The organism is Moorena sp. SIO3H5 (genome assembly GCF_010692395.1).
GTDB lineage: Bacteria > Cyanobacteriota > Cyanobacteriia > Cyanobacteriales > Coleofasciculaceae > Moorena.
Window position 1 is genome coordinate 1 of record NZ_JAAHHS010000012.1, and the last position, 23,325, is coordinate 23,325.

The 23,325-nt window shown below is 43.0% G+C and carries 20 protein-coding genes, 1 tRNA gene and 1 pseudogene; 9 read left to right on the forward strand and 13 right to left on the reverse strand.

The annotated features are described in order from the left end of the window. Nucleotides 1-986 (forward strand): calcium-binding protein (locus F6K52_RS02925; RefSeq protein WP_293073795.1); only part of this gene is annotated, 986 nt, incomplete at its 5' end. 510 nt (nt 987-1,496) lie between these two features. Here F6K52_RS02925 and F6K52_RS02930 read toward each other — a convergent pair. Next, on the reverse strand, nt 1,497-2,336 hold the full coding sequence (locus F6K52_RS02930) for a prephenate/arogenate dehydrogenase (protein WP_293073798.1): 840 nt from the start codon (nt 2,334-2,336) through the stop codon (nt 1,497-1,499). 58 nt (nt 2,337-2,394) lie between these two features. Here F6K52_RS02930 and F6K52_RS02935 point away from each other — a divergent pair, with 58 nt between their 5' ends. After that, entirely contained in the window at nt 2,395-3,957 is a 1,563-nt protein-coding gene (locus tag F6K52_RS02935) for a pentapeptide repeat-containing protein (protein WP_293073801.1), read from the forward strand. 322 nt (nt 3,958-4,279) lie between these two features. Here F6K52_RS02935 and F6K52_RS02940 read toward each other — a convergent pair whose 3' ends face one another. Both F6K52_RS02940 and F6K52_RS02945 read right to left on the reverse strand, forming a co-directional pair. After that, nucleotides 4,280-5,935: a trypsin-like peptidase domain-containing protein gene (locus F6K52_RS02940; protein ID WP_293073804.1), complete on the reverse strand. Its 1,656-nt coding sequence runs from the start codon at nt 5,933-5,935 to the stop codon at nt 4,280-4,282. A gap of 87 nt (nt 5,936-6,022) precedes the next feature. Continuing rightward, entirely contained in the window at nt 6,023-6,934 is a 912-nt protein-coding gene (locus F6K52_RS02945) for a sialate O-acetylesterase (protein ID WP_293073807.1), read from the reverse strand. A 189-nt stretch (nt 6,935-7,123) separates the two neighbouring features. Between F6K52_RS02945 and F6K52_RS02950 the strand changes: the two genes are divergently transcribed. Beyond that, entirely contained in the window at nt 7,124-7,399 is a 276-nt protein-coding gene (locus tag F6K52_RS02950; protein ID WP_293073810.1) for an HNH endonuclease, read from the forward strand. A gap of 265 nt (nt 7,400-7,664) precedes the next feature. Here F6K52_RS02950 and F6K52_RS02955 read toward each other — a convergent pair whose 3' ends face one another. Then, nucleotides 7,665-8,081 carry a helix-turn-helix domain-containing protein gene (locus tag F6K52_RS02955; protein ID WP_293073813.1) on the reverse strand — a complete coding sequence of 139 codons (417 nt, stop codon included), beginning with the start codon at nt 8,079-8,081 and terminating at the stop codon, nt 7,665-7,667. A 329-nt stretch (nt 8,082-8,410) separates the two neighbouring features. On the opposite strand from F6K52_RS02955, the gene F6K52_RS02960 reads away from it, so the two are divergent. Continuing rightward, nucleotides 8,411-8,659 (forward strand): hypothetical protein, encoded by a 249-nt coding sequence (locus tag F6K52_RS02960; protein ID WP_293073816.1) that lies wholly within the window; start codon nt 8,411-8,413, stop codon nt 8,657-8,659. Between the two features lie 898 nt (nt 8,660-9,557). On the opposite strand, the gene F6K52_RS02965 is transcribed toward F6K52_RS02960, so the two are convergent. Further along, the gene (locus F6K52_RS02965; RefSeq protein WP_293073820.1) at nt 9,558-10,826 is read right to left on the reverse strand and encodes a serine/threonine-protein kinase; all 1,269 of its coding nucleotides are present in this window, start codon (nt 10,824-10,826) and stop codon (nt 9,558-9,560) included. Between the two features lie 514 nt (nt 10,827-11,340). Between F6K52_RS02965 and F6K52_RS02970 the strand changes: the two genes are divergently transcribed. The 3 genes from F6K52_RS02970 to F6K52_RS02980 all read left to right on the forward strand — a co-directional run bounded on the left by F6K52_RS02970 (nt 11,341) and on the right by F6K52_RS02980 (nt 14,712). Then, nucleotides 11,341-13,599: a serine/threonine-protein kinase gene (locus F6K52_RS02970; protein ID WP_293073824.1), complete on the forward strand. Its 2,259-nt coding sequence runs from the start codon at nt 11,341-11,343 to the stop codon at nt 13,597-13,599. A gap of 189 nt (nt 13,600-13,788) precedes the next feature. Beyond that, nucleotides 13,789-13,860, forward strand: a tRNA-Asn gene (locus tag F6K52_RS02975). A 348-nt stretch (nt 13,861-14,208) separates the two neighbouring features. Then, nucleotides 14,209-14,712, forward strand: a complete 504-nt coding sequence (locus F6K52_RS02980) for an NUDIX domain-containing protein (RefSeq protein WP_293073827.1) — start codon at nt 14,209-14,211, stop codon at nt 14,710-14,712. Between the two features lie 24 nt (nt 14,713-14,736). Here the strand turns inward: F6K52_RS02980 and F6K52_RS02985 are convergent, their stop codons facing one another. The 8 genes and pseudogenes from F6K52_RS02985 to F6K52_RS03020 form a co-directional block, all read right to left on the reverse strand. Continuing rightward, on the reverse strand, nt 14,737-15,153 hold the full coding sequence (locus F6K52_RS02985; RefSeq protein WP_293073830.1) for a hypothetical protein: 417 nt from the start codon (nt 15,151-15,153) through the stop codon (nt 14,737-14,739). A 10-nt stretch (nt 15,154-15,163) separates the two neighbouring features. After that, the gene (locus F6K52_RS02990; RefSeq protein WP_293073833.1) at nt 15,164-16,045 is read right to left on the reverse strand and encodes a dihydropteroate synthase; all 882 of its coding nucleotides are present in this window, start codon (nt 16,043-16,045) and stop codon (nt 15,164-15,166) included. Nucleotides 16,046-16,116: 71 nt separating this feature from the next. Continuing rightward, nucleotides 16,117-16,842 carry a bifunctional dihydropteridine reductase/dihydrofolate reductase TmpR gene (gene tmpR, locus F6K52_RS02995; protein WP_293073836.1) on the reverse strand — a complete coding sequence of 242 codons (726 nt, stop codon included), beginning with the start codon at nt 16,840-16,842 and terminating at the stop codon, nt 16,117-16,119. 152 nt (nt 16,843-16,994) lie between these two features. After that, complete coding sequence (locus F6K52_RS03000; RefSeq protein WP_293073839.1) at nt 16,995-17,666, reverse strand: hypothetical protein; 672 nt, start codon at nt 17,664-17,666, stop codon at nt 16,995-16,997. A 54-nt stretch (nt 17,667-17,720) separates the two neighbouring features. Further along, complete coding sequence (locus F6K52_RS03005; protein WP_293073842.1) at nt 17,721-18,044, reverse strand: MgPME-cyclase complex family protein; 324 nt, start codon at nt 18,042-18,044, stop codon at nt 17,721-17,723. Between the two features lie 22 nt (nt 18,045-18,066). Then, complete coding sequence (locus F6K52_RS03010) at nt 18,067-18,789, reverse strand: pyridoxine 5'-phosphate synthase (RefSeq protein WP_293073845.1); 723 nt, start codon at nt 18,787-18,789, stop codon at nt 18,067-18,069. Nucleotides 18,790-19,030: 241 nt separating this feature from the next. Then, nucleotides 19,031-19,942 (reverse strand): acyl-CoA desaturase, encoded by a 912-nt coding sequence (locus F6K52_RS03015; protein WP_293073850.1) that lies wholly within the window; start codon nt 19,940-19,942, stop codon nt 19,031-19,033. Nucleotides 19,943-20,168: 226 nt separating this feature from the next. Continuing rightward, nucleotides 20,169-20,421: pseudogene (locus tag F6K52_RS03020) on the reverse strand (DUF167 domain-containing protein). A gap of 640 nt (nt 20,422-21,061) precedes the next feature. Here F6K52_RS03020 and F6K52_RS03025 point away from each other — a divergent pair. Both F6K52_RS03025 and F6K52_RS03030 read left to right on the forward strand, forming a co-directional pair. Beyond that, nucleotides 21,062-21,904, forward strand: a complete 843-nt coding sequence (locus tag F6K52_RS03025) for a YaaW family protein (RefSeq protein WP_293073854.1) — start codon at nt 21,062-21,064, stop codon at nt 21,902-21,904. Between the two features lie 17 nt (nt 21,905-21,921). After that, entirely contained in the window at nt 21,922-23,232 is a 1,311-nt protein-coding gene (locus tag F6K52_RS03030) for an O-antigen ligase family protein (RefSeq protein ID WP_293073857.1), read from the forward strand. Nucleotides 23,233-23,325 lie beyond the last annotated feature (93 nt).

The window sequence follows — 23,325 nt, forward strand, 5'->3', positions numbered from 1 at the left end:
TGCTTTACGGTGGTTATGACAATGACAAGTTATATGTTTCCACAGGTAATGATACTGTCTATGGAGAGATGGGTGATGATAGTCTCTACGGTGATCAAGGTAATGAATCTCTCGAAGGCGGGGAAGGCTATGACAGATTATATGGTCGCTTCGGTAACGATACTCTCTTGGGGCAAGACGGTGACGATACTCTCTGGGGGCACGAAGGTGATGATACTCTCTCTGGCGGCGAAGGTAGTGACCAGCTTTTTGGTGGCGATGATAACGATACCTTAGTTGGTGAAGCTGGTAATGATTTACTCCATGGTGGAGACGGAGATGACTGGCTCGATGCTGGTGAGGGGTATGATAAAATATACACTTCCTTTGGCAATGACATTGCCTATGGTGGCCTTGGTAATGACAATCTTCACGGGGATTTAGGTGATGACCAGCTCTACGGCGGAGATGACAATGACAGATTATACGGTGGTCTTGGTAATGATAACCTCTACGGGGATGCTGGTAATGACCGAATCAGCGGCAATCAAGGTGAAGACTCTCTCCTAGGCGGCGCTGGTAACGACCGTATCTATGGTGGTGAGGAAAATGATACCCTTTTGGGTGAAGCTGGTTACGATTTACTCCACGGTGGAGATGGAGATGACCTGCTTTACGGTGGTGACGGACGAGATACTCTTACTGGCGGTGCAGGGGCAGATACCTTTGTTATTGGTCAGGGCGATGTTTACTATAATAGTGATACTACCTATGATTATGCCCTAATCGTGGACTTCAATATTGGAGATGGTGACCAGCTCCAACTCCAGGGTGAGGCTAGTGACTATGTGCTGCGAGATTCTGTCACTATTGGCTCAAACCAAGGCACAGGTGTCTATATGGATACCAATAGCAATGGTATTTTCGATAACACAGATGAATTGATTAGTCTGGTTCGGGATACCACAGACTTGAATATAAATGACAGTTACTGGAACTTCACGTGACATTAAGCCCAACTATCAGTAGTCGGACAAAAGTTTTGGTACCTGTATAAAGTTTTGTCCGACTACTTAGCCCTTACGGGCTTTATATCTGAAAAATACGGACGTATTTTTCACGGATCCAATGAACAAAACGCCAAGACATGGAACTGGGAAAAGCATCTATTGCTTCAGCAAAGATCTTTAAAGGTCTTGATGCCCATAGTCTTCCCAATCTCCCAATTAATTGATGCCAAAGAATAAAGCTGCGGTTGCCGTTGGTGAATTAAATTCGCCAACGGCAACCGCACTGTAAGGAACGGGCAAGATGCCGATTATACAAAACTCTTAAAATCATTATAATATTAAGCAACCTCTGAATTATCCCCCATAGTCCAACTAATCAATCATCCCTAGAGCAAAGGTTTCACAGAAACCAAAAGGGAAATTGGCTATTGAATGTCAGAATTATAAATTATTTGTGTTCCATAGTCCTATTGCTTCCTAATTAGCTCAATAACAAACTCAACAAACTCAGGAAACAAACTTTTTCCGCGCTATGTGAGTGGTTTCAAAGATTTTTTCCAGACTTGACCAATCTTCCTGTTCAATCACCTCAATTATCTGGTCAAGGCGATCGCGATACCCTAAAAGCGTACGCATTATCGACTCCTGATTGTAACGAGCCATCATTACTCGCAGTTCTGGATTACCACCCCCAACACGGCTAGTATCACGAAAACCAGAACTAGCTAACTGTTGGGCTAACCTCAAAACCACTGGGTCACTTTCCTGGATACAAGCATTAATCAAACTCCCACTCACCATCGCCGGTAGATGAGAAATCCATGCTACCGCTTTGTCATGGTTTTCCGGGGTTGTGATGTAAAGCAATGACTTAAGCGATCGCACAATTTCCTCCACCTTCTCAAGTGCTGGTGGTGGTGTTGTCTCAATTGGCGTCAGTACGTAAGGGTTTCCTACAAATAGATTCGACACCGCAGCTTCCACACCGCTGTATTCCCTTCCTGACATCGGATGACCACCTACAAAATTTTCCCACAGGGGAGCAATGTCTCTAACTACTGGCATTTTGACCGAACCAATATCAGTGATTACGGTATCCTTGTTAAGATAGTTGACTAAATCCTTGACAGTAGAGGCGATCGCGGCTATTGGGGTGCAGATAAACACAACCTCTGCTGTGGCTAGGATACTTAATTCAATACTCGCATTATCAACAATGCCGTGATCAAGTGCGAATTGACAGGTTTTTGGTTGACGAGAGACTCCCAAGACCTGGTGACCTTGTGCTCTCAAGTCCAATCCCAGGGACCCACCCATCAATCCCAGTCCTACAATACCAATTTTCATAGTCTCTCACCCGAATTCAGCCTATGCCATGATAAATATTAATTTTTGTTAGATTGTAATGAATGTCAGGGAAATTATCCAACAATATGCAGCAGGGGTAAGAGATTTTACAGCTGCGGATCTTACGGAACTTAACCTAAGCGGCGCTACTCTTAGTGGTGCTGACTTGAGTGAAGCTAACCTGAGTATAACTAACTTAAGTGGTGCTAACTTGAGCGGCACAAACCTCAGCCGAGCCAACTTAAACGTTGCTAGACTCAGTGGTTCTAATCTCTCCAAAGCCAAGTTAACACAAGCACAGCTCAATGTAGCAAATTTGATTCGGTCTGATTTAAGAGGTGCCCAACTGATTCAGGCATCACTGATTCGTGCTGAGATGGTTCGTGGTTCCCTTAGTGGAGCAAATCTAACCGCAGCAAACCTCACTGGTGCTGATTTACGAGAAGCCACCCTCAGACAAGCCAATCTCAGCCGCGCTATCTTCAATGAAGCTAATCTAGCGGGGGCAACCCTTAGTCAAGCAAACTTGAAGGGAGCCCACTTAAATGGAACAAATCTGCACAAAGCCGATTTCAGCGGTAGCAATCTCAAAGGGGTTGAAATCAGACAAGGAAATCTCACCTGTGCCAATTTTAGGGGAGCCGATCTCAGTGGGGCAAATTTACGCTGGGCTGATTTAAGTGGAGCAAACCTCAGTTGGGCTGATCTCAGCAACGCTAAATTAAGTGGAGCTACCTTAGTTGGGGCTGATTTGAGCAATGCCAATTTAGTTAATACCAGTTTAGTACACGCTGATCTTAGTAAGGCAAGGCTGATTAAAGCCAATTGGATTGGAGCAGATTTGACTGGTGCTACCCTGACTGGGGCAAAACTATATGCCGTTTCCCGGTTTGGTCTCAAAACCGAAGGACTGATCTGTGAATGGGTTGACTTGAGTCCTGATGGCGATCAAAGTCAAGTTATCCGTTTGTCTTCCGAAGCTGCCAAAACCTTTTTCAACGAGACCCTGCCAACAGTAAAGATTATCGTTGATACCCCGTTAGACCTCAAAGCAAATTTGGCTTTAGCCTCGATTTATAATCAAATAGCCAATGTTTCTGAAGTGCTCAATCAACCGCCAAGCATTGAAGTGGGTGTCCGCAGAACAACCATTACCTTTACAAGCAACAATGCTGACTTATTCATTATCGCTTACTTGGCAATTGTCCCCTTCAAAGATGGAGGTAAAACTCATCGCAATATTGTCACCCTATTAAATAGCCTACCCTCACGATCAATATACAGTTTAAATCATCAAGATAAACAGCAAATCAAGAAGTTACTGACAATTATTGGCCAAACCATTGAGCAGCTTAACCCAATTAAAACCGTTAAGCTAGCACCAGAAATAAAATCATCTGCTAACTTTTTTATTGCTCCGACTCAGACAATTATTACTAACTCTAGAGACTACTCATTAAGCATTTATTATAATCAAGACTTTGGAAAGTATCTGATGAACCAATCAAGCTGGAGCGATCAATCTGAAGACACTACAACACCATCAAGACCAGTATCAACTCTGCCTCCAGTCAGCCAAATTGTTGCATTTATTAAAGCCTGGGATTATTTGACCGGTTGATGGAGTATAGCAGTTTTAAATTAGGTGAGGTACAGAGTCCTCGGTTTTAGGGAACAGGGAACAGGGAACAGGGAAAAGACAAAAGGTAACACGGAAAAAATCCTGTGTACCTGATTAGGCTAAAAAGGGCTATAGACAACAGTGACATTTAAATTGAGATAGTATTTGAGATATTATCGCAATTTTAACCAGATACTAATTATCTCAATTACTGGTTTAGGAATGCCTAGGAGTGCGATCGCATAAGCGCGGAAGCTTTGCGTGACTCGCGAAGCGGAGGCCGAAGGCCACATCGCTAATTTTAAACTCAGGTTAATTCAAGTTAATTAGAGATTTGCTTTCTCCAAATTCTAATCTGCTGATCCCAACCACCACTAACAAGGGTTTGACCATCCTGGCTCAAAGCAACAGCCACAACATAGCCCGAATGGCCATTTAAGGTGCTTTTCAACTGACCGCTCCTCATATCCCACAACTTAATGGTCTTATCCCAACTACCGCTAATTAGGGTGTTTCCATCTCTAGTCATCGTTACTGACCACACTCCATCTGTGTGACCCGTCAAGGTCCTAGTCAGTTTACCAGTGTTAAGATTCCACAAGCGAATCGTGCCGTCTCCTCCACCACTGGCTAAGGTCTTCCCATCTAGACTAATTGCCACAGACGATACTGATCGAGAATGTCCCTTGAGGATACGCACTAACTTACCTGTAGTTAGATTCCACAGCCGAATAGTTGTATCTTGAGAACCACTTACTAAGGTTTTGCCATCAGGAGAGATTTCAACAGAATTCACCGAACCTAAATGTCCGGTAAGGGTATGCAACAGTTTACCCTTAGGCAGCTGCCAAATTTTAATGGTGTTATCCCAGCTACCACTAACTAAAGTTTTGCTATCTGCACTGAAGGCTAAAGTCGCGACCGTATCTTGATGTCCAGTCAGAGTACCTAAAGGTTTACCCGTGTTAAGATTCCAGGTTTTGATCATACGGTCATCACCGCCACTGACTAAGGTTTGACCATCCGGACTAATCACCACAGCATTCACTGCGCCACCGTGACCTCGCCAGCTACGAATTAATTTACCAGTTGACAGATTCCACAGAGAGATAGTGCCATCACTATGACCACTAGCAGCCATCAATCCCTTGACTGATCTCCCTTGAGCAACGCTGCCAATCCCCACAGAACTAACTGAGCCAGTTCCTACTTTAAGGGTATTGGCCAACTTGTAGAAAACTGTTCCGGTCTTGGCAGATGCAGCTGTAGGAGAGACACCGACTTGAGGAGTCTTTACAGGAGTTGGCAGTTTCAGCTGAGAGCGCCAGGTTAAATAGGTGTCAATGCTAATCCCAGATGCCACAATTGTGTCAGAATCCCCCACTAACCTCACCATGCCATTAATACCAATTACCCGCCCCTGATTATCTAATACCGGTCCACCACTCATGCCAATTCTGACCAAATTGGTATAACTTAGAGCATATCCCCTAGGAAGTTTAGAACTAGCCTCCGTGAGCAATCCTTCGGTATTAATAAACCGCCGTTGTCGAGAAGCACCTCCAGAACGGGGCCATCCAGCAACATAAACCCTTTGACCTGCACTGATTTGCTGGGAATTCCCTAACCTAGCAACTGGGTAGTTAGAGGTGCTAATGAAAGGTAATATCGCTAAATCTACTCCTGGCATCCGTCTGATGTAGCGAGAGTCTACAGGATAACGATTGCCATCAGGGGTTTGAATCCTGTAGATGCCAGCTTTTTGTAGCACATGAGCATTAGTCAGGATGTAATATGTATTTCCTTGGCGTTCAACAATTATCCCACTCCCACCCTGTTTTGGACCATCAATGCGAACAGTAATTTGTTGCGCAACAGCTTTAGCAGCTGGTGTTGAAATCACCACTGTGGGAATTGCTGGAATGATGGCGATGCTAGCAATTAAAAACCCTGGAACTGTTTTAGATAAGATGTTCATCAAGCTTGACCGGAATCAATGGTGACGTTTCCTCTAGTTTTCCCTGTCTTGATGCACCCTATTATCTTTGAGTATTATCTTTGAGTATTATCTTTGAATAAGTTGCCAAAATGCTTTAGCAAATCGTTTTCCAACAATCAAATAACTTTCCGTTGTCAAGTGGACATGGTCTTGCAAAGCCAAGTCATCTGTAGTAATCATCCCAGTAGCTGGTAACTGGACTGTTTCCTGTTGCGCTTTCACGGTTTCCCAGTTCGGGAGCTTTTCTGGATCAGTAGTGGTGCTAATTTGAGCAAAAACTACTGGTAACTCAGGTTTACCTAAGTCTTCACGGAAATCTTTTACTAACCTAACAAATTTATCAGCCCACTGATTAGGGAAAAATTTTCGACTTGGGTAGGCTTGAGGATTAAGGGCATCACTTTCTCCCTGAAAGAATAATAAACCTTTAATTTCTCCCATTGGTGAAGCTGCATAGGCTCGCTTTAAGCAAGAGCCATACAAAGTATCTTCACTGAGATTTTTTTGCCACTCTTGAATACTAGAACCCCATTTAGCACAGGGAATTAAACCAACAATCAGCTCAGGATCGTATTTGAGCAATTCCGTAGCAAACGCCATCCCAGGACTGACTCCAGCTGACTTATCTTCCGAGACGTGATCAACTTGTCCACTTGGTGAATCAATCGGTTCTTGGCCTAGATGCCAGCGGTAATCGTTTCCAAAAACAAAAACTCTGGGGTCAGTAACGGAACTAGCAGGTGTCAGCTTACCACTTCCTGACATATTCGACTGTCCTGCCAAAATAAATAAGGACATCTTGCCTTGAAAATTGGCAGGAACTGGGTTGGTTTGATTATCCTTAATGCTGGAAGTACTCAGGATACCGTAGCGTCTGAGTAACTGATTTACTTTAGTAGACTTTTGTAGTATAATCACTAAAAAAGCACCGATAACTATACCGATAACTAGATAGGAAACTATTGACCAAGCTTTCATGATATTGGATGTTTAGTTGAGATATTCAACACTGAGTATTTTACGGTTATCGTAGTAATGAAGTCCACAGGATTTTTTTTATCTTGCCTCTTGCCTCTTGCCTCTTGCCTCTTGCTTAGTCTCTACTCCCTACTCCCTAAAAACTAGGACGAAAGCACCTCACCAAAATCATAACTTTTATAATTATCAATGACTTGTGAACTTTGTGGAAGAGATGTAGACCGATTAACAGTTCATCACCTGATACCGCGACAAAATACTAAGCGAAAAAAGATGAAACCTGGTCCAACGATTACTATTTGCCCTGCATGTCACCGACAAATACATGCTTTATTCCCAAATGCTCGTTTAGCTCTCGAATTGAATACCTGTGAAGCTTTAAAAAATGACCCTCAGATGCAGAATTTTTTAGCATGGGTCAGAAAGCAAAAGCCTGATAAGCGGGTCAGGGTTTATCGTTCTTAAGCGATCGCGTTTGTATCTGGATTGTAAATACACGTATTCCTTAAAAAGGCAAGAGGCAAGAGGCAAGAGGCATGCATACAAGAGGCAAAAGGCAAGAAGGGAAAGATATACGGAGTTTTATTGGACAGTAAAAAAATACCTCTTAGGTTTACATCTCAACTAGAAATGCTAAACCTGTCCTTTTCGTCAAAAGGATATGTCAATGTGATTTAAAGCTTGCTGCTTCATGCTTTCAAGCTGCTTGTCACCTCCTGAAAGTCTTGGCTCAGATCACTTTAAAATCCGAGATAGTCTCAATCCAGACCCTTGCGCCACAATGTAGCGGATTATCAGGGCGATACATCACCCGGCAAGGGCCATTGACTTCTACCGTATGACCGTAAATGTTTTTAGAACCTCGTTTTACCGTAATTACTGGATTGCGTTGCCCAGTGTTGTGATTTTGGCGAATGACTTTCTGATTAACGTGGATCACAGCCTTCGTGTAATTTGTACGCTTTGACCAATTCCGCTTTGGTCCACGAGTGCCAGGGGTGACCACTGGCATGCCATCAAACAAAGGAATCACCCAAGTTCTACCGACCTTATACGCTCCTTTGACTCTGCCCTTGCCCAGAAGGTAACGGACGCGAGTGGCGGAAACACCCAGTAAATCAGCGGCTTGTGCGGTAGAAATCATCATGGCTGTAAAACCATTGCTTTAACAATACTATTATTATATTCACATTTTGGAGAAGATGCAAGGGGTAAAAAAAACTATTGCATTGTCACTACCTTACGGAATCGCTGGAATGGGTGGAGTGGGTTAAAAGAGTTTAATAGTCCGATTTGAGATTACCCCCTGGGTGACTGAGCAATAAAAAAGTACCCTCAAGGGTACTGTCTCCTCCTGAAAATAGTCAGCCTAGGATAAATTTATTGACCGTTAACCGTTAAGCATCAATTCAATCATTTAACTTGGCATAGATATCCTCAACAACCTTTACATCATTTGACTTATAAAATAGAGACATGAGCGAAACCAATATTTATCAACAAATTTGGGAAAGTGACGAAAACCAATTCTCGGTTAGCACTCGCACTAGCTGCGGAGAATGGGAAGAGGAAACTGCTGACATTCTATTAGATGAGCAGGTTAAAGCTAGCGGTCAACGGGAAATCGACTTAGCTACCGGACCCTTATTCTATAAAGTCAATGAAGACAAATTGTTCGATGAAACCCGCACCTATGTCAGTTTCATTAAACTGTTAGATAGATAACTAAGCTATCCGCTCTCTTGACCCAAAATTTACTCCTGAACAAGAAGAAAATGAGCAGTTAGAATTCATTTCTCTGATTCTCTCTACCAAACCGATCCAGCTTGCCCGAAACTATATTAAAGAAAAGTTAGATGAAACTCTTTCGGAGCAGCAATTTAGACTCAAGCTACAGCGAATCTGGAAGGAGATAGCAACAGTGACATACTCTCGTGCTCGTTCTGGTCACATCTGCCAATTTAATAGTGATCTCGAGTCAGATTAATCACTTTATAAGTAGGTGGGCATAAATAAACGTTAAAACTCAAAATACGAAAATGAAGCTGAAAGCCTTGATTAAATGGGTTTTCAGCATTTTGAATCTCAATCGCTATTTTACGGATAATTAAGCCCACCTAATTATTTAGGTTAATCGTTAATTGTTAGTTGTTAATTGTCAATTTCAATTTCAATTATCGATTGTAAATTGACGAAAAAAACCATAATGATAAGTCTTAAAAAAGACAGGATATGACTAAGCTGTTGCCCATTTAAACAACCTTGGCTTAGATCACTAAAAAACCTGAAACTCTTGTCCCTTTTGCCTTCTAACTTCTGCCTTCTGCCTTGCTGTTAGGCATGTTGTAAGCTAATGCGCTACGCCCACGCTACTTGAGGTGCTATCAGCTATCAGCATTCAGCTATCAGCATTCAGCTATCAGCTAATGGGCTACGCCCACGCGTGCGCGTTCAGTTAATGGGCTAAGCCCACGCGTGCGCGTTCAGTTATCAGCTTATGGGCTATGGGCACGCTAATTGAGGTGCTAAGGTTTCTTTCAAGCTGACGGCTGAACGCGCACGCGTGAGCTTTTAGCTCACGGCTGACCGCTGAATGCTTCCGGCATTTTTAATGCATAAAAGTTTACTTATGTATAGAGCCATCAGGCATAGTTGCACCCTTGAGGTTAATGCCTTGGCGCTTAGCCCTCCTGATGTCAAAGTTAGCGCCCTTGAGATTAGCCCCGCCCAGGTTAGCACCATTCAAGCGAGCACCGTTTAGGTTAGCCCCCTCTAGGTTAGCACCCCACAGGTTAGCCCCCCTGAGGTTAGCTCTCCACAGATTAGCCCCCTCTAGGTCGGCACCACTGAGATTAGCCCCCTCTAGCTTAGCTTGCTTGAGGTTTTTATCCTGTAGGTTGGTATTTGGGAGATTGCAGCCTGGGCATTCTCCACTGGTGAGCAATTGTCTGGCTGGACTAGTGACCCAGCCATAGGTTATAGCTGATGAAGAAGCAGCCACAAGGCTGAGGGTGGCAAGTTTTACTACTGCTTTTGTTGGTTGTATCGCCCGCAACAGTGTTTTTAGAGGAGTGAGATCATTCACCACATCAATTGGCTTCAGGGCTTTTAGGGCAGTTGCTGCATCGGGATAGCGATGTTTGAGGTTAGGTGCCACCATTTTGTGCAGCCAATGAATAAACTGAGGATTTAGCTTGGGCAACAGTGATTTGAAATTAATCCGATAATTCTCATCAACTAAGGTGTTGATATCGCTAGATTTTGTCCCTGTCAGCAAGCAAATCAGGGTTATTCCTAAGCTATACAGATCAGATGCTTTGGTCAATTGCCGATTAAACATCTGCTCTGGTGGCATAAACCCTACACTACCTTTAACAACGCTACTGAGGGTCACATCCCCACCTGCTATCCGGGCAAAACCGAAATCTACTAGATACACCTTCAAGTTTCCCTGTCTATCAACCAAAATATTTTCTGGTTTAATATCTCGATGAATCACAGGAGGTTGGCGCTGTTGCAAGTAAACCAAGACTTCCAAGACCGCGATCGCAATTTGCTTAACTTCTTGTGGTGTCCACTGGTAATTTTCCGCGAGGGAAGGTGCTGGTTTATATTCTTGGACTAAGCAAAATCCAGTGGGAGTGTCAAAAGAATCGATATAGCGAGGAATACTAGGATGATTGAGCTGCTGCAGGAGTTTAATTTCTCGCTCATAAGTGTCGTATTCTGCCCAGCTAGTGCCTAATTGGGAAAACTGCAATTGCTTAATCACAACCGGTTGCTGAGTCTCCAGTTGTGTCGCCAGGTAGGTGACTCTACCCCCAGCGTGATTTTGTCCTAATTCTTGTTTAATTTCATAGCCCTGGGGGCTAAAGTCTAAATCCTTGCTCATAGTGCTAATTTCAACTTTCCATGTTTAAGAAGCGGATATGATGACCACCGAAGAACACAAATCTAATATCTATCCTGGCATATAGTTTTGATACCCAGTTGCTTTCTGTTGTAGCAAATGAGGACAAAATCCGGAGAGGGAAGAGGGGAGAAGAGTAGAAGCTTTGGGGTTGTCAACAATGGTCAGATCATCCCGCAACGGGAGTAAGGTTAATCATTAAAATGGCTGATCACTGATATAGCAGAAGTCACAAGTCACAAGTCACAAGTCAAACTCTTGCGCTTACTTAGGTTTGAGACTTTTGTCATGTCCTAACTACCCTGGGGACTGCTATAGCTGATTGAATATATCTTATTTAATATAGCTGATTTAATATAGCTGATTGCTTACATCCAATTTCCTACCGGGTGACACTACAGCAAATCTAATTACTTCTGCAAACCACTAATTCCGGAAACACTGTTGGTTTCTTGAAAAAAACTAAATAGAAGTGATTCTGGTAGGAAAAAATTCTTTGAAAATTAATCCAAATCATTCCTTATGGGGAAAGCTCCTCAACGGGCGTTATAAAATCATTGAATCTTTAAGTGCTGGGGCATTTGGCAAAACCTATATCGCAGAGGATACCCGACAACAGAGCTATCCCCGCTATGTGATTAAGTATCTTCAGCCCAAAAGCGATGATCCTCAAAAATGGCAATTTCTTAAACGTCTCTGGCTCAATGAAGCTCAAACCTTGATCAAACTGGGCAGCCATAACCAAATTCCCCGTCTACTTGATTATTTTGAAGATCACCAGGGATTTTACTTAGTTCAAAACTTAATTGTCGGAGAAACTCTTAGTACTGAACTACCACTCAGTCAAAACAGTAATAAACGCTATAGCGAAAACCAGTGCATTCAACTATTAGAAGATGTTTTAGGCATCCTAGAATTTATTCACCGCCAAGGAATAATTCATAGAGACCTCAAACCCAATAACCTAATCAGACGAGAGTCAGACTGTAGGCTAGTTTTGATTGACTTTGGTGCTGCTGAGCTGATTAATTCAAAGTCAATCCAAGCCGATCTGAGCGAGATCCTATCGTCTGATTCTGATGCATCGAAAACAATTCGTCCCTTTGCCTACATACCCCCAGAGCAACTTGCTGGTCAATCCTTTCCTAACAGTGACATTTATTCCCTAGGAATGATTGCGATTCACGCCCTCACAGGCATGACCCCAATGCAATTGGCTGACCCTGAGACTGGTGAGATTGATTGGCGAAAACATGTATCGGTTAGCGATAAAATGGCGTTTGTACTCAACCATATGGTGTCTTACAACAGCAAACGACGCTATCAGTCAGCTAATGATGCCTTAATTGTACTTAAAACACTCATGTGTACTCAAAGTCCTGAGTTAAAAGTATCTATTGCTAAGTCTGACTCAGAACTGATCACGGAGCACTCAGCACTCAGTATCAAGTTTAGTGACAATGACACTTTTGAATTAAACGTGCTAGATGCTAAGTCTGACTCAAGGGTTACCGTTGAACACTCAGCACTGACTAGGGAGTCTAGCTCACAAGAATTAAAACAGGCAACGCCATTGTCTGACTCAGAAGTCAAAGTTGAACACTCAGCACTGACTAGGGAGTCTAGCTCACAACAATTAAAACAGGCAACGCCATTGTCTGACTCAGGAGTCAAAACTGAGCAAGATACGCTTAAGAATAAAAACTCAGAAAGTTGTCATAAAGAATCAAAATTTAGTATTAAAGACTCAAAAAATTGTAATAACGATTCAAAAATTAACAATAAAAAATCAAAAACTAGTAAGAATGAGTTATTACTTAGCACTGATGAGCCGGAATTACATTGGAAAGTGTATGTTCGTGAATTTGCCCTGTATAGCTGGCCAAAATTGCCACCTTTACTGAAAAGAATCGGACTCGGAGCAGCAAGCTCCAATGGTATAGCTATTTTAATTGGACTTTATGCTTTACTCAATGCTTCTGCGTCTCGTTCTGAATTTGATATTCTACAAAAGGCAATCAAACACTATCAAGCCGGTAATTTCGACGAAGCGATCGCACTAGCAGAATCAATTCCTAGCGATAGTCTGATCTATGAACAATCCCTAGACACGGTTCAACAGTGGCAGCAACAATGGCAAGGTGCTGAAGCTGTATTTAAGGCTACAGAGCAAGCCTTTTATCAAGAACGATGGTCAGATGTGCTTGAGGGATACGATAAAATGCCCTCAATTGGCTTTTGGCAAAAGAAGATGGAGCCCTTAGTCAAGAAGGCAAAACCTCGCCTTGAAGCACAAGCCCAAGGGTTATTAAAGCAAGCCTACAAACAAGCATTAGCCCAAGACTTTAGCAATGCGATCGCACTACTCGAACAAATCCATCCAGAAACCCGCACCGGTGCTAAAGTCCAACCAAAGCTGAAGGAATATCAGCAAAAGCAACAGATTCGAGCAGAGTACTTGTTACAAGAAGCCTATGAACAAGGAGGACAGGGTAACTTTATTCAAGCGCTAGTGTATTTGTCTCAAATCCCTAAGGAAACCCCCACCTACCAGAAAGCGAGAATCAAGATAGCTGAGTATTCCCGTAAGCAGCATTTAAAGGAAGAAGTGGAACGAAAAGCTGCATTAGCCAGAGCAGTGTTAGAAAAACAAAAGCAATCAGGGGTTAACCAAAAACCGTTGCTCAACGTCAACGTTGAATCAAGCGGTTCCCCACTCAAGCCTCGTAATCAGTGGCAAGAAGTCAACCATTAGGATAATATTGTTGACTACTGACTGGCTGATAGTTAGCTGACTAACTACTGTTGACTAGTTTGCGCTAACTGTAATATGTACTCAAAACTCCTTACACAACAGTGATTTCAAAAAAATTTGCGAAAATACTTGCCAGACTCTGTAATTTATGATTATAATCAGTAGATGTGAAGAGCAATTGTTTGGCAATCCTCAGTAGCTCAGCGGTAGAGCGGTCGGCTGTTAACCGATTGGTCGCAAGTTCGAATCTTGCCTGGGGAGTTTAACTATTATACATAACAGCTCCTGATGGCCTGGAAGTTATTTAAGGTCTCGAGAGTTAGCAGATCAGACTTCCCCTGAAATGCCTTGCCAGTGGATAGAAGGCATGTGACAGTTTTTCACTCTTGGGTCGTTCATTGTTGCTCAACTAGACAATAAGCGCGTTTGGGCATGGTAGAGTATTGGGACAATCAAGTTTTAAACAGGGAATAGCTTAGACCATTACCCTGAAATTCACAAAATCCTGATTTACTGCCCACTAGCCCAGAAATTAGGATTGGTGATTGGTGATATCAAATTGTGATCCTTAAAGATTGGAAACTGCGCTAAGCTATTCCAGGTATCTCTGTGAAACAAAAAATTCAACAAAACAAGCATTTCAATGGGATTCCAGAGGAAATCACAAATGGAGGGCTATCTGTGCAGGGGCAGTTTCCTTTGACTACGGTAGGGGCACTTGTCTTAACTACAAGTGGACGAATTTTGATTGTCAAAACCACTAAATGGCGGGGTCAATGGGGTGTACCAGGAGGTAAAGTAGAATGGGGTGAAACTCTTGAGGATGCACTCCTCAGGGAGTTTCGGGAAGAAGTTGGTCTAGATTTGACCCAGGTACGCTTTGGGTTGCTACAAGAAGCAGTGTTGGACTCACAGTTTGTGCGAGAAGCCCATTTCATCATGGTTAATTACTATGCCTTTTCTGCCAGGGAAAGCATCACTCCCAACGAAGAAATTGAGGAATGGGCATGGGTGACTCCCGAAAAAGCTCTGGAGTTTCCTCTCAATAGCTACACTCGCGTGTTAATTGAAGACTATCTGGAAAAGCAAATCTATACTTACTATCATATATAGCGTTTATCATACGCTATGAAGTACTCAGAATTTGCAGACAGAATCTAGTTTATCTCTGTGAGGCGTAGGACTATTCTTGGGAGGAGATATCATCAGCAGAGAGTTGTCAAACTTAACATCTGGTATCTCAGCAAGAGCACCGAAGGGTTGACCATTCTTGATACGCTGTTGTTTACATTGAACTAATGCCATCAAAGTTTCACACTTTTCCCCAACACATTCAAATGGTTTCTCAGCCCTTGGGTCAAACAGACGTATCCACAGTTCCTCAAGTTTCTTGAGGCTGAATAAGTCTTCTCCCACTACATCGATAGCAAAATCATAATCTGTTGCAGCTTCGATCAACGCGAAGGAAAAAGCACACTTAGGACAGCCACAACACCACGGAGAGGAGCCGGGAGCCCACTGCGCCTCGTTAAAGGAGGTAAAACTTGATGTCATTAGTTTTGATTTAAAATAAACTAAGAGTATCTAAAACAGCTTTAATCTTAGGTACTTCATGAGTTCTCAACAAATCGGTTTTACCTAGTGCTGCTAGGACTGCAAAGAAAGGTTCAGCACTTCTGAATTCTTCCCCAAAATATTCCAGTGCACTGGGAAGTATATTACAAATAGGAAACCCTAACTTTCTCAATCTAAAAGAATTTAAAAGAGTTTGTATTTGATATTTAATCCTCAGGGACTTATGCTTGTCGTCAAAGTTTTTATAGTCAAAACCCATCCCAGGATCGATAAAAATCTTTTTCACACCTAGTTTAGTTGCTGTTTCTATCTCCTTCGCCAAATAATCATATGGATCATCAGTCAATTTATACTCACCGATTTCTCTTGCGTTTTTACCTTGCAAGTAACAGATAATAATTCCTGCATCGAACTCAGATACAGCCTTGTAAATTTCCTGACTATTTTCTCCTCCAGTTAAGTTAATAACATTTGCACCAGCCCGTAAACATTCTCTAGCTACTTCTGGATAATAGGTTTCAATAGATGTCAATACATTTTCTTTTTTTAGAGATTCAATAACAGGTATAAGTTTACTGTTTTGTTTAAAATCATCTACTCTTGCCGATGTTGCCCCTGTAGCTTCACTACCTATATCTACTAAATCGGCACCTTGCGCCGTCAAAACTTTAGCACGATTAATTGCTTGTTCTGAACTATAACAGATGCTAGTTTTATAGGCAGAATCAGTGGAAAGATTAATCACTCCTAAAATCGCTGGTTTTTCATTAAAGTTAAAAAACCTGTTTCCAATGGTGAATTCTTCAACTTTTGCATCAAAAGAATCTTGATGTTTGTCATAAATTTCATATAAATCTTTTAAACTAAGCATATTTATAAGACTTTAACCGATAATTTTAATGTCATAAATCAAGGCTATCCTATCAGGATATGAATCAGATTCTATAGCTGATAGCCTCCCGATACTTCCAAGACTTGTCCTGTTATGTAATCTGCTTCGGGATTAATAAAAAACCACACAGCATTGTTCATTTCTTGCAAGGTTGCCGGTCTTTTCATGGGTAACAGAGGTACCACTTCCTCTAAGCCAATAGAATTTTCGGCTACTCCTGGTGCAATTACATTGGCAGTGATCTTGATATTATCTTTTGCCAACTCCTTAGCTATAGATTTGGTATAAATGATAATCCCAGTTTTAGCGATGATATAAATTGCATGGTTCTCACGTGCTGTCACATGATGTGCACGTGTAGTCGCAAAATTGATAATACGTCCCCAGTTAGCTGCTTTGAGATAGGGAATTGCTGCTTGAGTAATGTAAAAAGTGCAATTAAGGTTGGAGTCAAGAATTTCATGCCACTCCTCTGTTGATATTTCGCTAGTTAGTTTGTAGAGATAATTACCTACAACATTGACTACAACAGACAAACCACCTAATTGCTCAACCGTCTGTTCTACCAGAGATTTTGCCTGCTCGGGGTTAGTTACATCTGCTTGTAGGGCGATCGCTTTTACTCCGTGAGTCGCTGCTTCCTCACAAGCTTGCTTGGCTGCTTCTTCACTCCGGTTATAGTGAAATGCAACATCAAATCCTTTACTAGCTAAATCGAGAGCGATCGATCTTCCAATTCCCACTGCTGATCCGGTCACTAAAGCTTTTTTGAGCATCGTCTTTTTTTACCATTATTTTTGAATTTATACTACTGCTTGATTTACTCCATTAGCATTGTTTTCGGGTAAGTATTCAGCCGTTGGCCGTTGGCCACGCTACTTGAGGTGCTGTCAGCAGTCAGCTAATCAACGGGAAGTAGTAAACAACCTTACGGGCTGGTACAGCTAGTTGAAAATCCCTGNACTACCTTACGTTTTAGTAGGGTAACTCGGCGACTATCAACAACCATTGCCCAAAAACCCTCTGCGCTCAGTCGCCTTAAGATTGAGTTAGCTTGGGTTTCACTAGTTGTGTGTACTGTCAGTAAGTAAGGTCGCTGAGCATAAGAAACCAAGCCAACATTGACGCCCAGTAGTTGCTCTAGTCGGGATGCCACTTCTGGTTGATTGAAGTAGTCCACCAGAACCGCATAACCATCACCCAATCCCTGAGGAGTATAACTTGGTATGGTAGTAGGCTGTATAGTATTAGGCTGGCTTGACGGTGGAGATTGAACTACAAAAGCTGAATATCCAACTACCTGATCCAGATAGCGTGCCCAATCTTTGGCATCGTTAATCCCTCTGAAACCGCCAACCCGAGTTACTCTATCTTCCAAATATTGACAAAAATCAGTTTTTGCGCTATTAGGTAAAATTCTTTGAATTTGTTCGTGATTTTTCCTAATTCGGCTAAGCACTAACAAAATGTACTCGTCGTTTTGTGGTGGTTGGCATTGAGGAGTTATTGGTTGAGCATACACCGAATCAAAGACACCAGCTAAAGCAGCCAGTGCTATCGAGAAAATTTGTAAAATAAACTGTATTGTTTCCCTGGTCATAGATGATTAGATAGTAGACCGATAGCCACTGTCTTGGAAGCAAAAAACTAACCATTAAACTGATGCCAGAGACGCTAGAGGGTCAGGTATACTATCTGATGGTGCCTGAAATTCACCAGTTTTGACAAATTCTAGGCGCAGCTTTAACCAGGTGATGAACTTAGGATTAGTAGAAATGATCGCCGTTGCTGGTTGCGGACATTCTTGTTTGACCTGGGACATTTGGGCACTTTCCAAGAATGCTGGCTGGTTGACTAACCAAAAGTCTATTTCTTTTTCCTGTTCATGGTAGTGCCTGGTACGTTCCCGAAGTACTTCCTCCAATGGTTCTTCTTCAAGGAACTTTTGACTGGCTAAAACGTAGTAGTAAGTTTGCATAATTTCATTTACTAAGGAAAGCTCAAAATTTACCTTGCATCGCTTGTTTCATTTCTCTGACCGCCCGTTCTATACCTACCAGAGATGCCCTAGCAATGATGCTATGACCAATATTGAGTTCTTCCATACCTTCGATACAAGCAACCGGGTGAACATTCCAGTAGGTAAGACCATGACCAGCATTGACTCGTAAGCCAGCAGCAATCGCTTGTTGGCATCCGGAGGCCAACACTTTTAATTCTTTAGCCTGACTGATTTCATCAGTAGCTTCTGCATAACTCCCTGTGTGCAGCTCAATAAATTTAGCTTTTGTTTTAGCAGAAGCATCGATTTGGGCAGGATCAGCGTCTATAAATAAGCTAACGGGAATACCAGCGCTCTGTAACTGGGCTACAACCTCACTAAGGCGAGGCATTTGCCCTGCTACATCTAGCCCTCCCTCGGTAGTCACTTCTTCTCGTTTTTCTGGTACGAGGGTAACGTAATCGGGTTTAACCTCTAGAGCGATCGCTACCATTTCATCGGTAGGTGCCATTTCCAAATTCAGATGAGTTCGCACCGTTTGTCTTAACAGAGCAATGTCCCTCTGTTGAATGTGACGTCGGTCCTCTCTTAGATGTGCGGTGATGCCATCCGCACCAGCAAGCTCTGCCAACACCGCTGCTGCCACTGGGTCAGGTTCTACAGTGCGCCGTGCCTGACGAATTGTGGCAATATGGTCGATATTTACGCCAAGTGTTAGCACTAATGTTGTTCTCCTGGATTTGACATGCTAGCCATGACCATAGCGCAGCTTGCTCTTACACTCCAAGGCTTTACAACCTTAGCTTTGAGCAACATAGCCTTTTCTAGTTTAACAGGGGGAGGGAACATCTAGAGATATTGTCTATTAAGCGTCTAGAACACAGTACCCCATGAACTAGAAAGCCCCTCGCGAGGGGCGTGCGCAGCGATAGGTAGTTCACCTGAAATTCTTAATCCTGGGATTAGATACTTCTAGGTTGCAGTTCGTCTTTGGATGGTAATTTGACATTCCAGGCCAGTCCTAAGCCCTGAAGCAGCAGAATGAAGGACCAACCCAGGTCAAGTTGCCACCAATGATGTCCAAATCTTGCTGAGTTTGGAAAAGCATGGTGATTATTGTGCCATCCTTCACCAAGGGTCAAGATAGCTACGATTGGATTGTTCTTGCTCATATCAGAGGTAGTGAAAAGCTCGTTTCCCCACAAGTGGCAAACTGAGTTGACACAAAAAGTGATTTGACGCACCAGAAAAATCCGAAATGCTCCGCCCCAGATTAAACCACCTAAGACTCCTGAGACAGAACCAGTCAAGACTCCACCCAGGAAACCAGGAATTAACAGGGACAGCAATACCCAAAAGACGTAGAGGTTGTCTATTCTTCGGATCAGCTTGTCCTTGATTAGGTCAGGAGCATACTTATAGGGAGGCTGCCAATCCACATTCACAATCCAAGCAATATGGGAATGCCAAAACCCTTGGATAAATCCCCAAAATCCTCCCTGGTGAAGATGGGGTGAGTGAGTGTCTCCGTCTTGGTCAGAGTAAAGATGATGGCAGCGATGATGGTGAACCCAGCTAGTGACTGGTCCTTGAGCGGCCATACATCCAGCAATGGCTAAGAATGCCCTTATAAAGGGTCCAGTCTGAAAGGCACGATGGCTAAAAAGCCTGTGATAACCGACGGTAATACCGATGAAATTCAGGATGTACATCCCGAGAAAAAGACCAATATCGAGAGGCTGGACGTTCAGTTTCTGAAGCAACATAACTACTATCGCAGCGATTACTCCCAAAGGGGACATGGCGATAACGATAGTAACTACAGTTTTCTGAAGTGTGCTGACTTCTGGGGCAGTAGATGAAGAGATTGACACTTGTGTTGTTTAAATAAAATACTAATACACCAAAACTAAGCATATCCGATTGCTTGTCAGTCTGGCGCTGTTTGGACTCTAGCTCCGTGCTTACCACGAAGGCTATCAACTGGGATTTTGGATTTGCTTGGAGTTCTATTGTCCGCACTTATCCTCCAATCCCAGGGATTTAAGTTACATTTGGGCTAATCCTGACTATTGGTCATCGGTGACCTATTGCAGCTAGCTAGGGATTGGTGTTGATTTCAATGAATTTATTCCTTGAGGATAAACCTGACTTAATTTTGATACGAGACTCTGGTACATTAATCCTTTGAGCAAGCAACCCAATTAACTCCTGATTGGCAAAGCCCATCTACAGGTGGTGACTTTAAATGCACCTTGAGTGTCCCATCGTCTGATCGCGTAGCGTGGCCTTTGGCCTTGTCTTCTATCTTTTGATGTTTAGAATTGGGTTTAACTTGAACTCGCCTCTTCATCAATAAAAGTTTCTTCAAAATCCTTACCGCTGCTGGCTATGGGAAGTTTTAATGTAGTCACCGTTTACCAGAGTAGCATACTGAGCATGATCGGCTGTGGTAAGTGTCAAGACTTCTGTTGCGATACTCTTAAGGCCAAAGGCCACGCGGGGCGCGTTCAGAGCCGCTACGCGCCCCGCGTGGCCTAATTCGAGCAAAACCATTGGAGTAAAACGACTGCGCCAATCGCGGTAAATTTCTTGAGTCATCTTGCCCCTAAAAACTTGACGCTTCATTTTAAGTGTATTGCAAGTGTAGTATACAAGTAACTCAAGCAACTCATTGTTTTTTTGGTTTAGCCTGTCTAAAACCTGCCAATACCCAAGAATCCCATGGCGGTAATTCCCTTATTCCCTCCTTGTCCTAGTTGAGCCGACTGCATTGCTTGATTAAATCAAAAAAAAACCTGAAACTCTTGTCTGTGTCTTGATGCAAAGCACAAGTGGGACAAATCTACCCATAAAGGCGCAGCCGTCGCTTCAGCATAGCTGCCAAATGCCTAACAGCTTAATACATCAAAGTAGATTCAAACTCCTACTAGAAAACTGATAGGAGTAGAATAGATGACAGCACAAAAAACGGGGTTGTGGAGGGAAGAACGTTGGATGAGCTGAGAACTGCGTTAGAGTTAGCAACCGTTGAAGAGTTACAACAAATGACAGACATTCTATTCTGTCGTAGGTTTAATCCCTTAGATTACCTTCAGCTCCCTGAGCCAATCGATATCCAAAGCCAAAACCGTGAAGCTTGGTTGGATTCCCTGGAAGAGCGATTTCGCTTCTTGGCAGCAGATGGAGTAACAGTACTCAAGGGACGAACGAGTGAAGTAACCTACCGACAAGCCCTGATTCAAGTTTGTCGTTACCTCAAAATTCCTTACTATCAACGTCTGACTACAACTGACTTGGAAGCAGAAATATTTCTTCACCTAATGGAGAAAACCTGGAAACGCTTACCAACCCAAGAGCAGCAATCCCTAACAGTACAGGTAAAAAAATCCTTAGCTAATTCAAAACTCCCTGAACCCTTACCTGTTCAAATCCAGCACAATCCTATCGAGTTTTTACTCAAAGGTGGTAGCGCCCTAGCATTGACCTCAATTCTAAAGCCAATAATACTACAACAGGTTGCACGCCAGTTTGCCCTACATTTCGCTCGCTATCAGGTGGCTAAACAAGCCCTAGTGAAGGGGGGTTTGGCAGCAGCAGCTCAGTTTCAGAACTACTTTACACTACAAACAGCACGACAGGGAATGGCACTCAGTGCTGCTCGTTATGGGGTTACTCGGAGTGTTTTTGCCTGCCTAGGTCCGATCATGTGGAGCTATTTCTTCGTTGACCTGGGCTGGAGAGCGATCGCAACCAACTACGGTCGGATTATCCCAACTATCTTAACCTTAGCACAAATTCGCCTGACTCGTGCTGAGTGCTGGGAACCAGTTTAGATTGATAGTAGTGGTTAGTGGTTAATTGGTTCTTGGGAAAGAATAGACATTCAGACAATCACCTACAAATAGCTTGGAACTGCGCTAAGCTGGGAACTCTTATCTTTCCCCTATTTCCAGCTTTAGGCGCAGTGGGGTTATTACTAGCTGTGGGAGATACATGGCGGCAAAAGTACGCCAGTATGATCTCAAAACCCCTAAACTGGGGCTTGGCTATTTTGAGTATCTGGTTGCTCATTACTGCTAGTTTAGCCTATAACCCCACAGAAGCGTTCCTAGGTTTAGGCAATTTTATCCCCTTCTTCGCCGTTTTCGCTGGTTTGTCTACGCTCATCAAAACCCCAGCACAGCTGAGGCAATTAGCCTGGATTCTAGTTATTCCTTCCCTAGCAGTAACCATCCTGGGCTTTGCTCAGATGGTTTTGGGTTGGACTAGCCCAAAAGTCTTATCACTAGTCTTTGGTTCAACCTTGGTAGCTAACGGTAATCCTCCAGGTCGGATGGATTCAGTGTTTTTGTATGCCAATATCCTAGCCGCTTATCTACAAATACCATTAATTTTAGGAATAGGGCTGTGGATTGAGAGGTTTCAAGCTAGGCGTTGGAGCTGGCATCGATTTGATTATCCGCTGTTGTTGTTGAGTGTGGTGGTGATCGGTAATGCGATCGCATTAGTTTTGACCACCTCCCGCAATGCTTGGATAATCGCTGTTTTGGCTTGCCTTGCCTTTGCCCTTTACTTAGGTTGGTACTGGGTAGTGACAGCAGTTACTGCTGCTGTTGGTAGTATTCTTTGGGCATCATTTGGTCCAATGCTAGGGCGTCAATGGCTGCGTAGTATTGTCCCAGCATACTTTTGGATGCGATTGTCTGACCAGTTGTATCCCGACCGACCCATCGCTACCTTGAGGACAACCCAGTGGAAATTTACTTGGTCAATGATTCAGGAACGTCCCTGGTTTGGTTGGGGGTTACGCAATTTCACTCCTCTTTACCAGTCACAAATGGAAGTCTGGCTTGGTCATCCCCATAATCTACCTCTAATGTTGACTGCTGAAACTGGGATCCCAGGCACACTGATGTTGAGTGGATTAGTTGGCTGGATTATGGTTCAAGGTATCCAACTATTAAGGGTTTGGTCAACCGTTGCGACCACTACCACTAGACAAGATTGGCATCAAGACAACTTAATTCTGTTTAGTTATCTGGTGGCTTTTAGCAGCTGTACTCTATTCAATCTGCTGGATGTAACTCTGTTTGATTTTCGGGTTAATACCTTGGGGTGGCTGTTGTTGTCAGCAATTCGTGGTGTGGCATGTCACATTTAACCTAATTTAGCTCTTGATATTGCAATTAGCTAAACCTTAGTTGAAAAGGAATGGTTTAACCACGGGTCAGGATAACCGCTCCCATGCTCACTA

What these genes read in the sequence shown, in the direction of transcription:
- F6K52_RS02930 (WP_293073798.1), bottom strand. Translation starts at nt 2,336, where the DNA reads ATGAAAATTGGTATTGTAGGACTGGGATTGATGGGTGGGTCCCTGGGA.
- F6K52_RS02935 (WP_293073801.1), top strand. Translation starts at nt 2,395, where the DNA reads ATGAATGTCAGGGAAATTATCCAACAATATGCAGCAGGGGTAAGAGAT.
- F6K52_RS02940 (WP_293073804.1), bottom strand. Translation starts at nt 5,935, where the DNA reads ATGAACATCTTATCTAAAACAGTTCCAGGGTTTTTAATTGCTAGCATC.
- F6K52_RS02945 (WP_293073807.1), bottom strand. Translation starts at nt 6,934, where the DNA reads ATGAAAGCTTGGTCAATAGTTTCCTATCTAGTTATCGGTATAGTTATC.
- F6K52_RS02950 (WP_293073810.1), top strand. Translation starts at nt 7,124, where the DNA reads ATGACTTGTGAACTTTGTGGAAGAGATGTAGACCGATTAACAGTTCAT.
- F6K52_RS02955 (WP_293073813.1), bottom strand. Translation starts at nt 8,081, where the DNA reads ATGATGATTTCTACCGCACAAGCCGCTGATTTACTGGGTGTTTCCGCC.
- F6K52_RS02960 (WP_293073816.1), top strand. Translation starts at nt 8,411, where the DNA reads ATGAGCGAAACCAATATTTATCAACAAATTTGGGAAAGTGACGAAAAC.
- F6K52_RS02965 (WP_293073820.1), bottom strand. Translation starts at nt 10,826, where the DNA reads ATGAGCAAGGATTTAGACTTTAGCCCCCAGGGCTATGAAATTAAACAA.
- F6K52_RS02985 (WP_293073830.1), bottom strand. Translation starts at nt 15,153, where the DNA reads ATGACATCAAGTTTTACCTCCTTTAACGAGGCGCAGTGGGCTCCCGGC.
- F6K52_RS02990 (WP_293073833.1), bottom strand. Translation starts at nt 16,045, where the DNA reads ATGCTTAGTTTAAAAGATTTATATGAAATTTATGACAAACATCAAGAT.
- tmpR (WP_293073836.1), bottom strand. Translation starts at nt 16,842, where the DNA reads ATGCTCAAAAAAGCTTTAGTGACCGGATCAGCAGTGGGAATTGGAAGA.
- F6K52_RS03005 (WP_293073842.1), bottom strand. Translation starts at nt 18,044, where the DNA reads ATGCAAACTTACTACTACGTTTTAGCCAGTCAAAAGTTCCTTGAAGAA.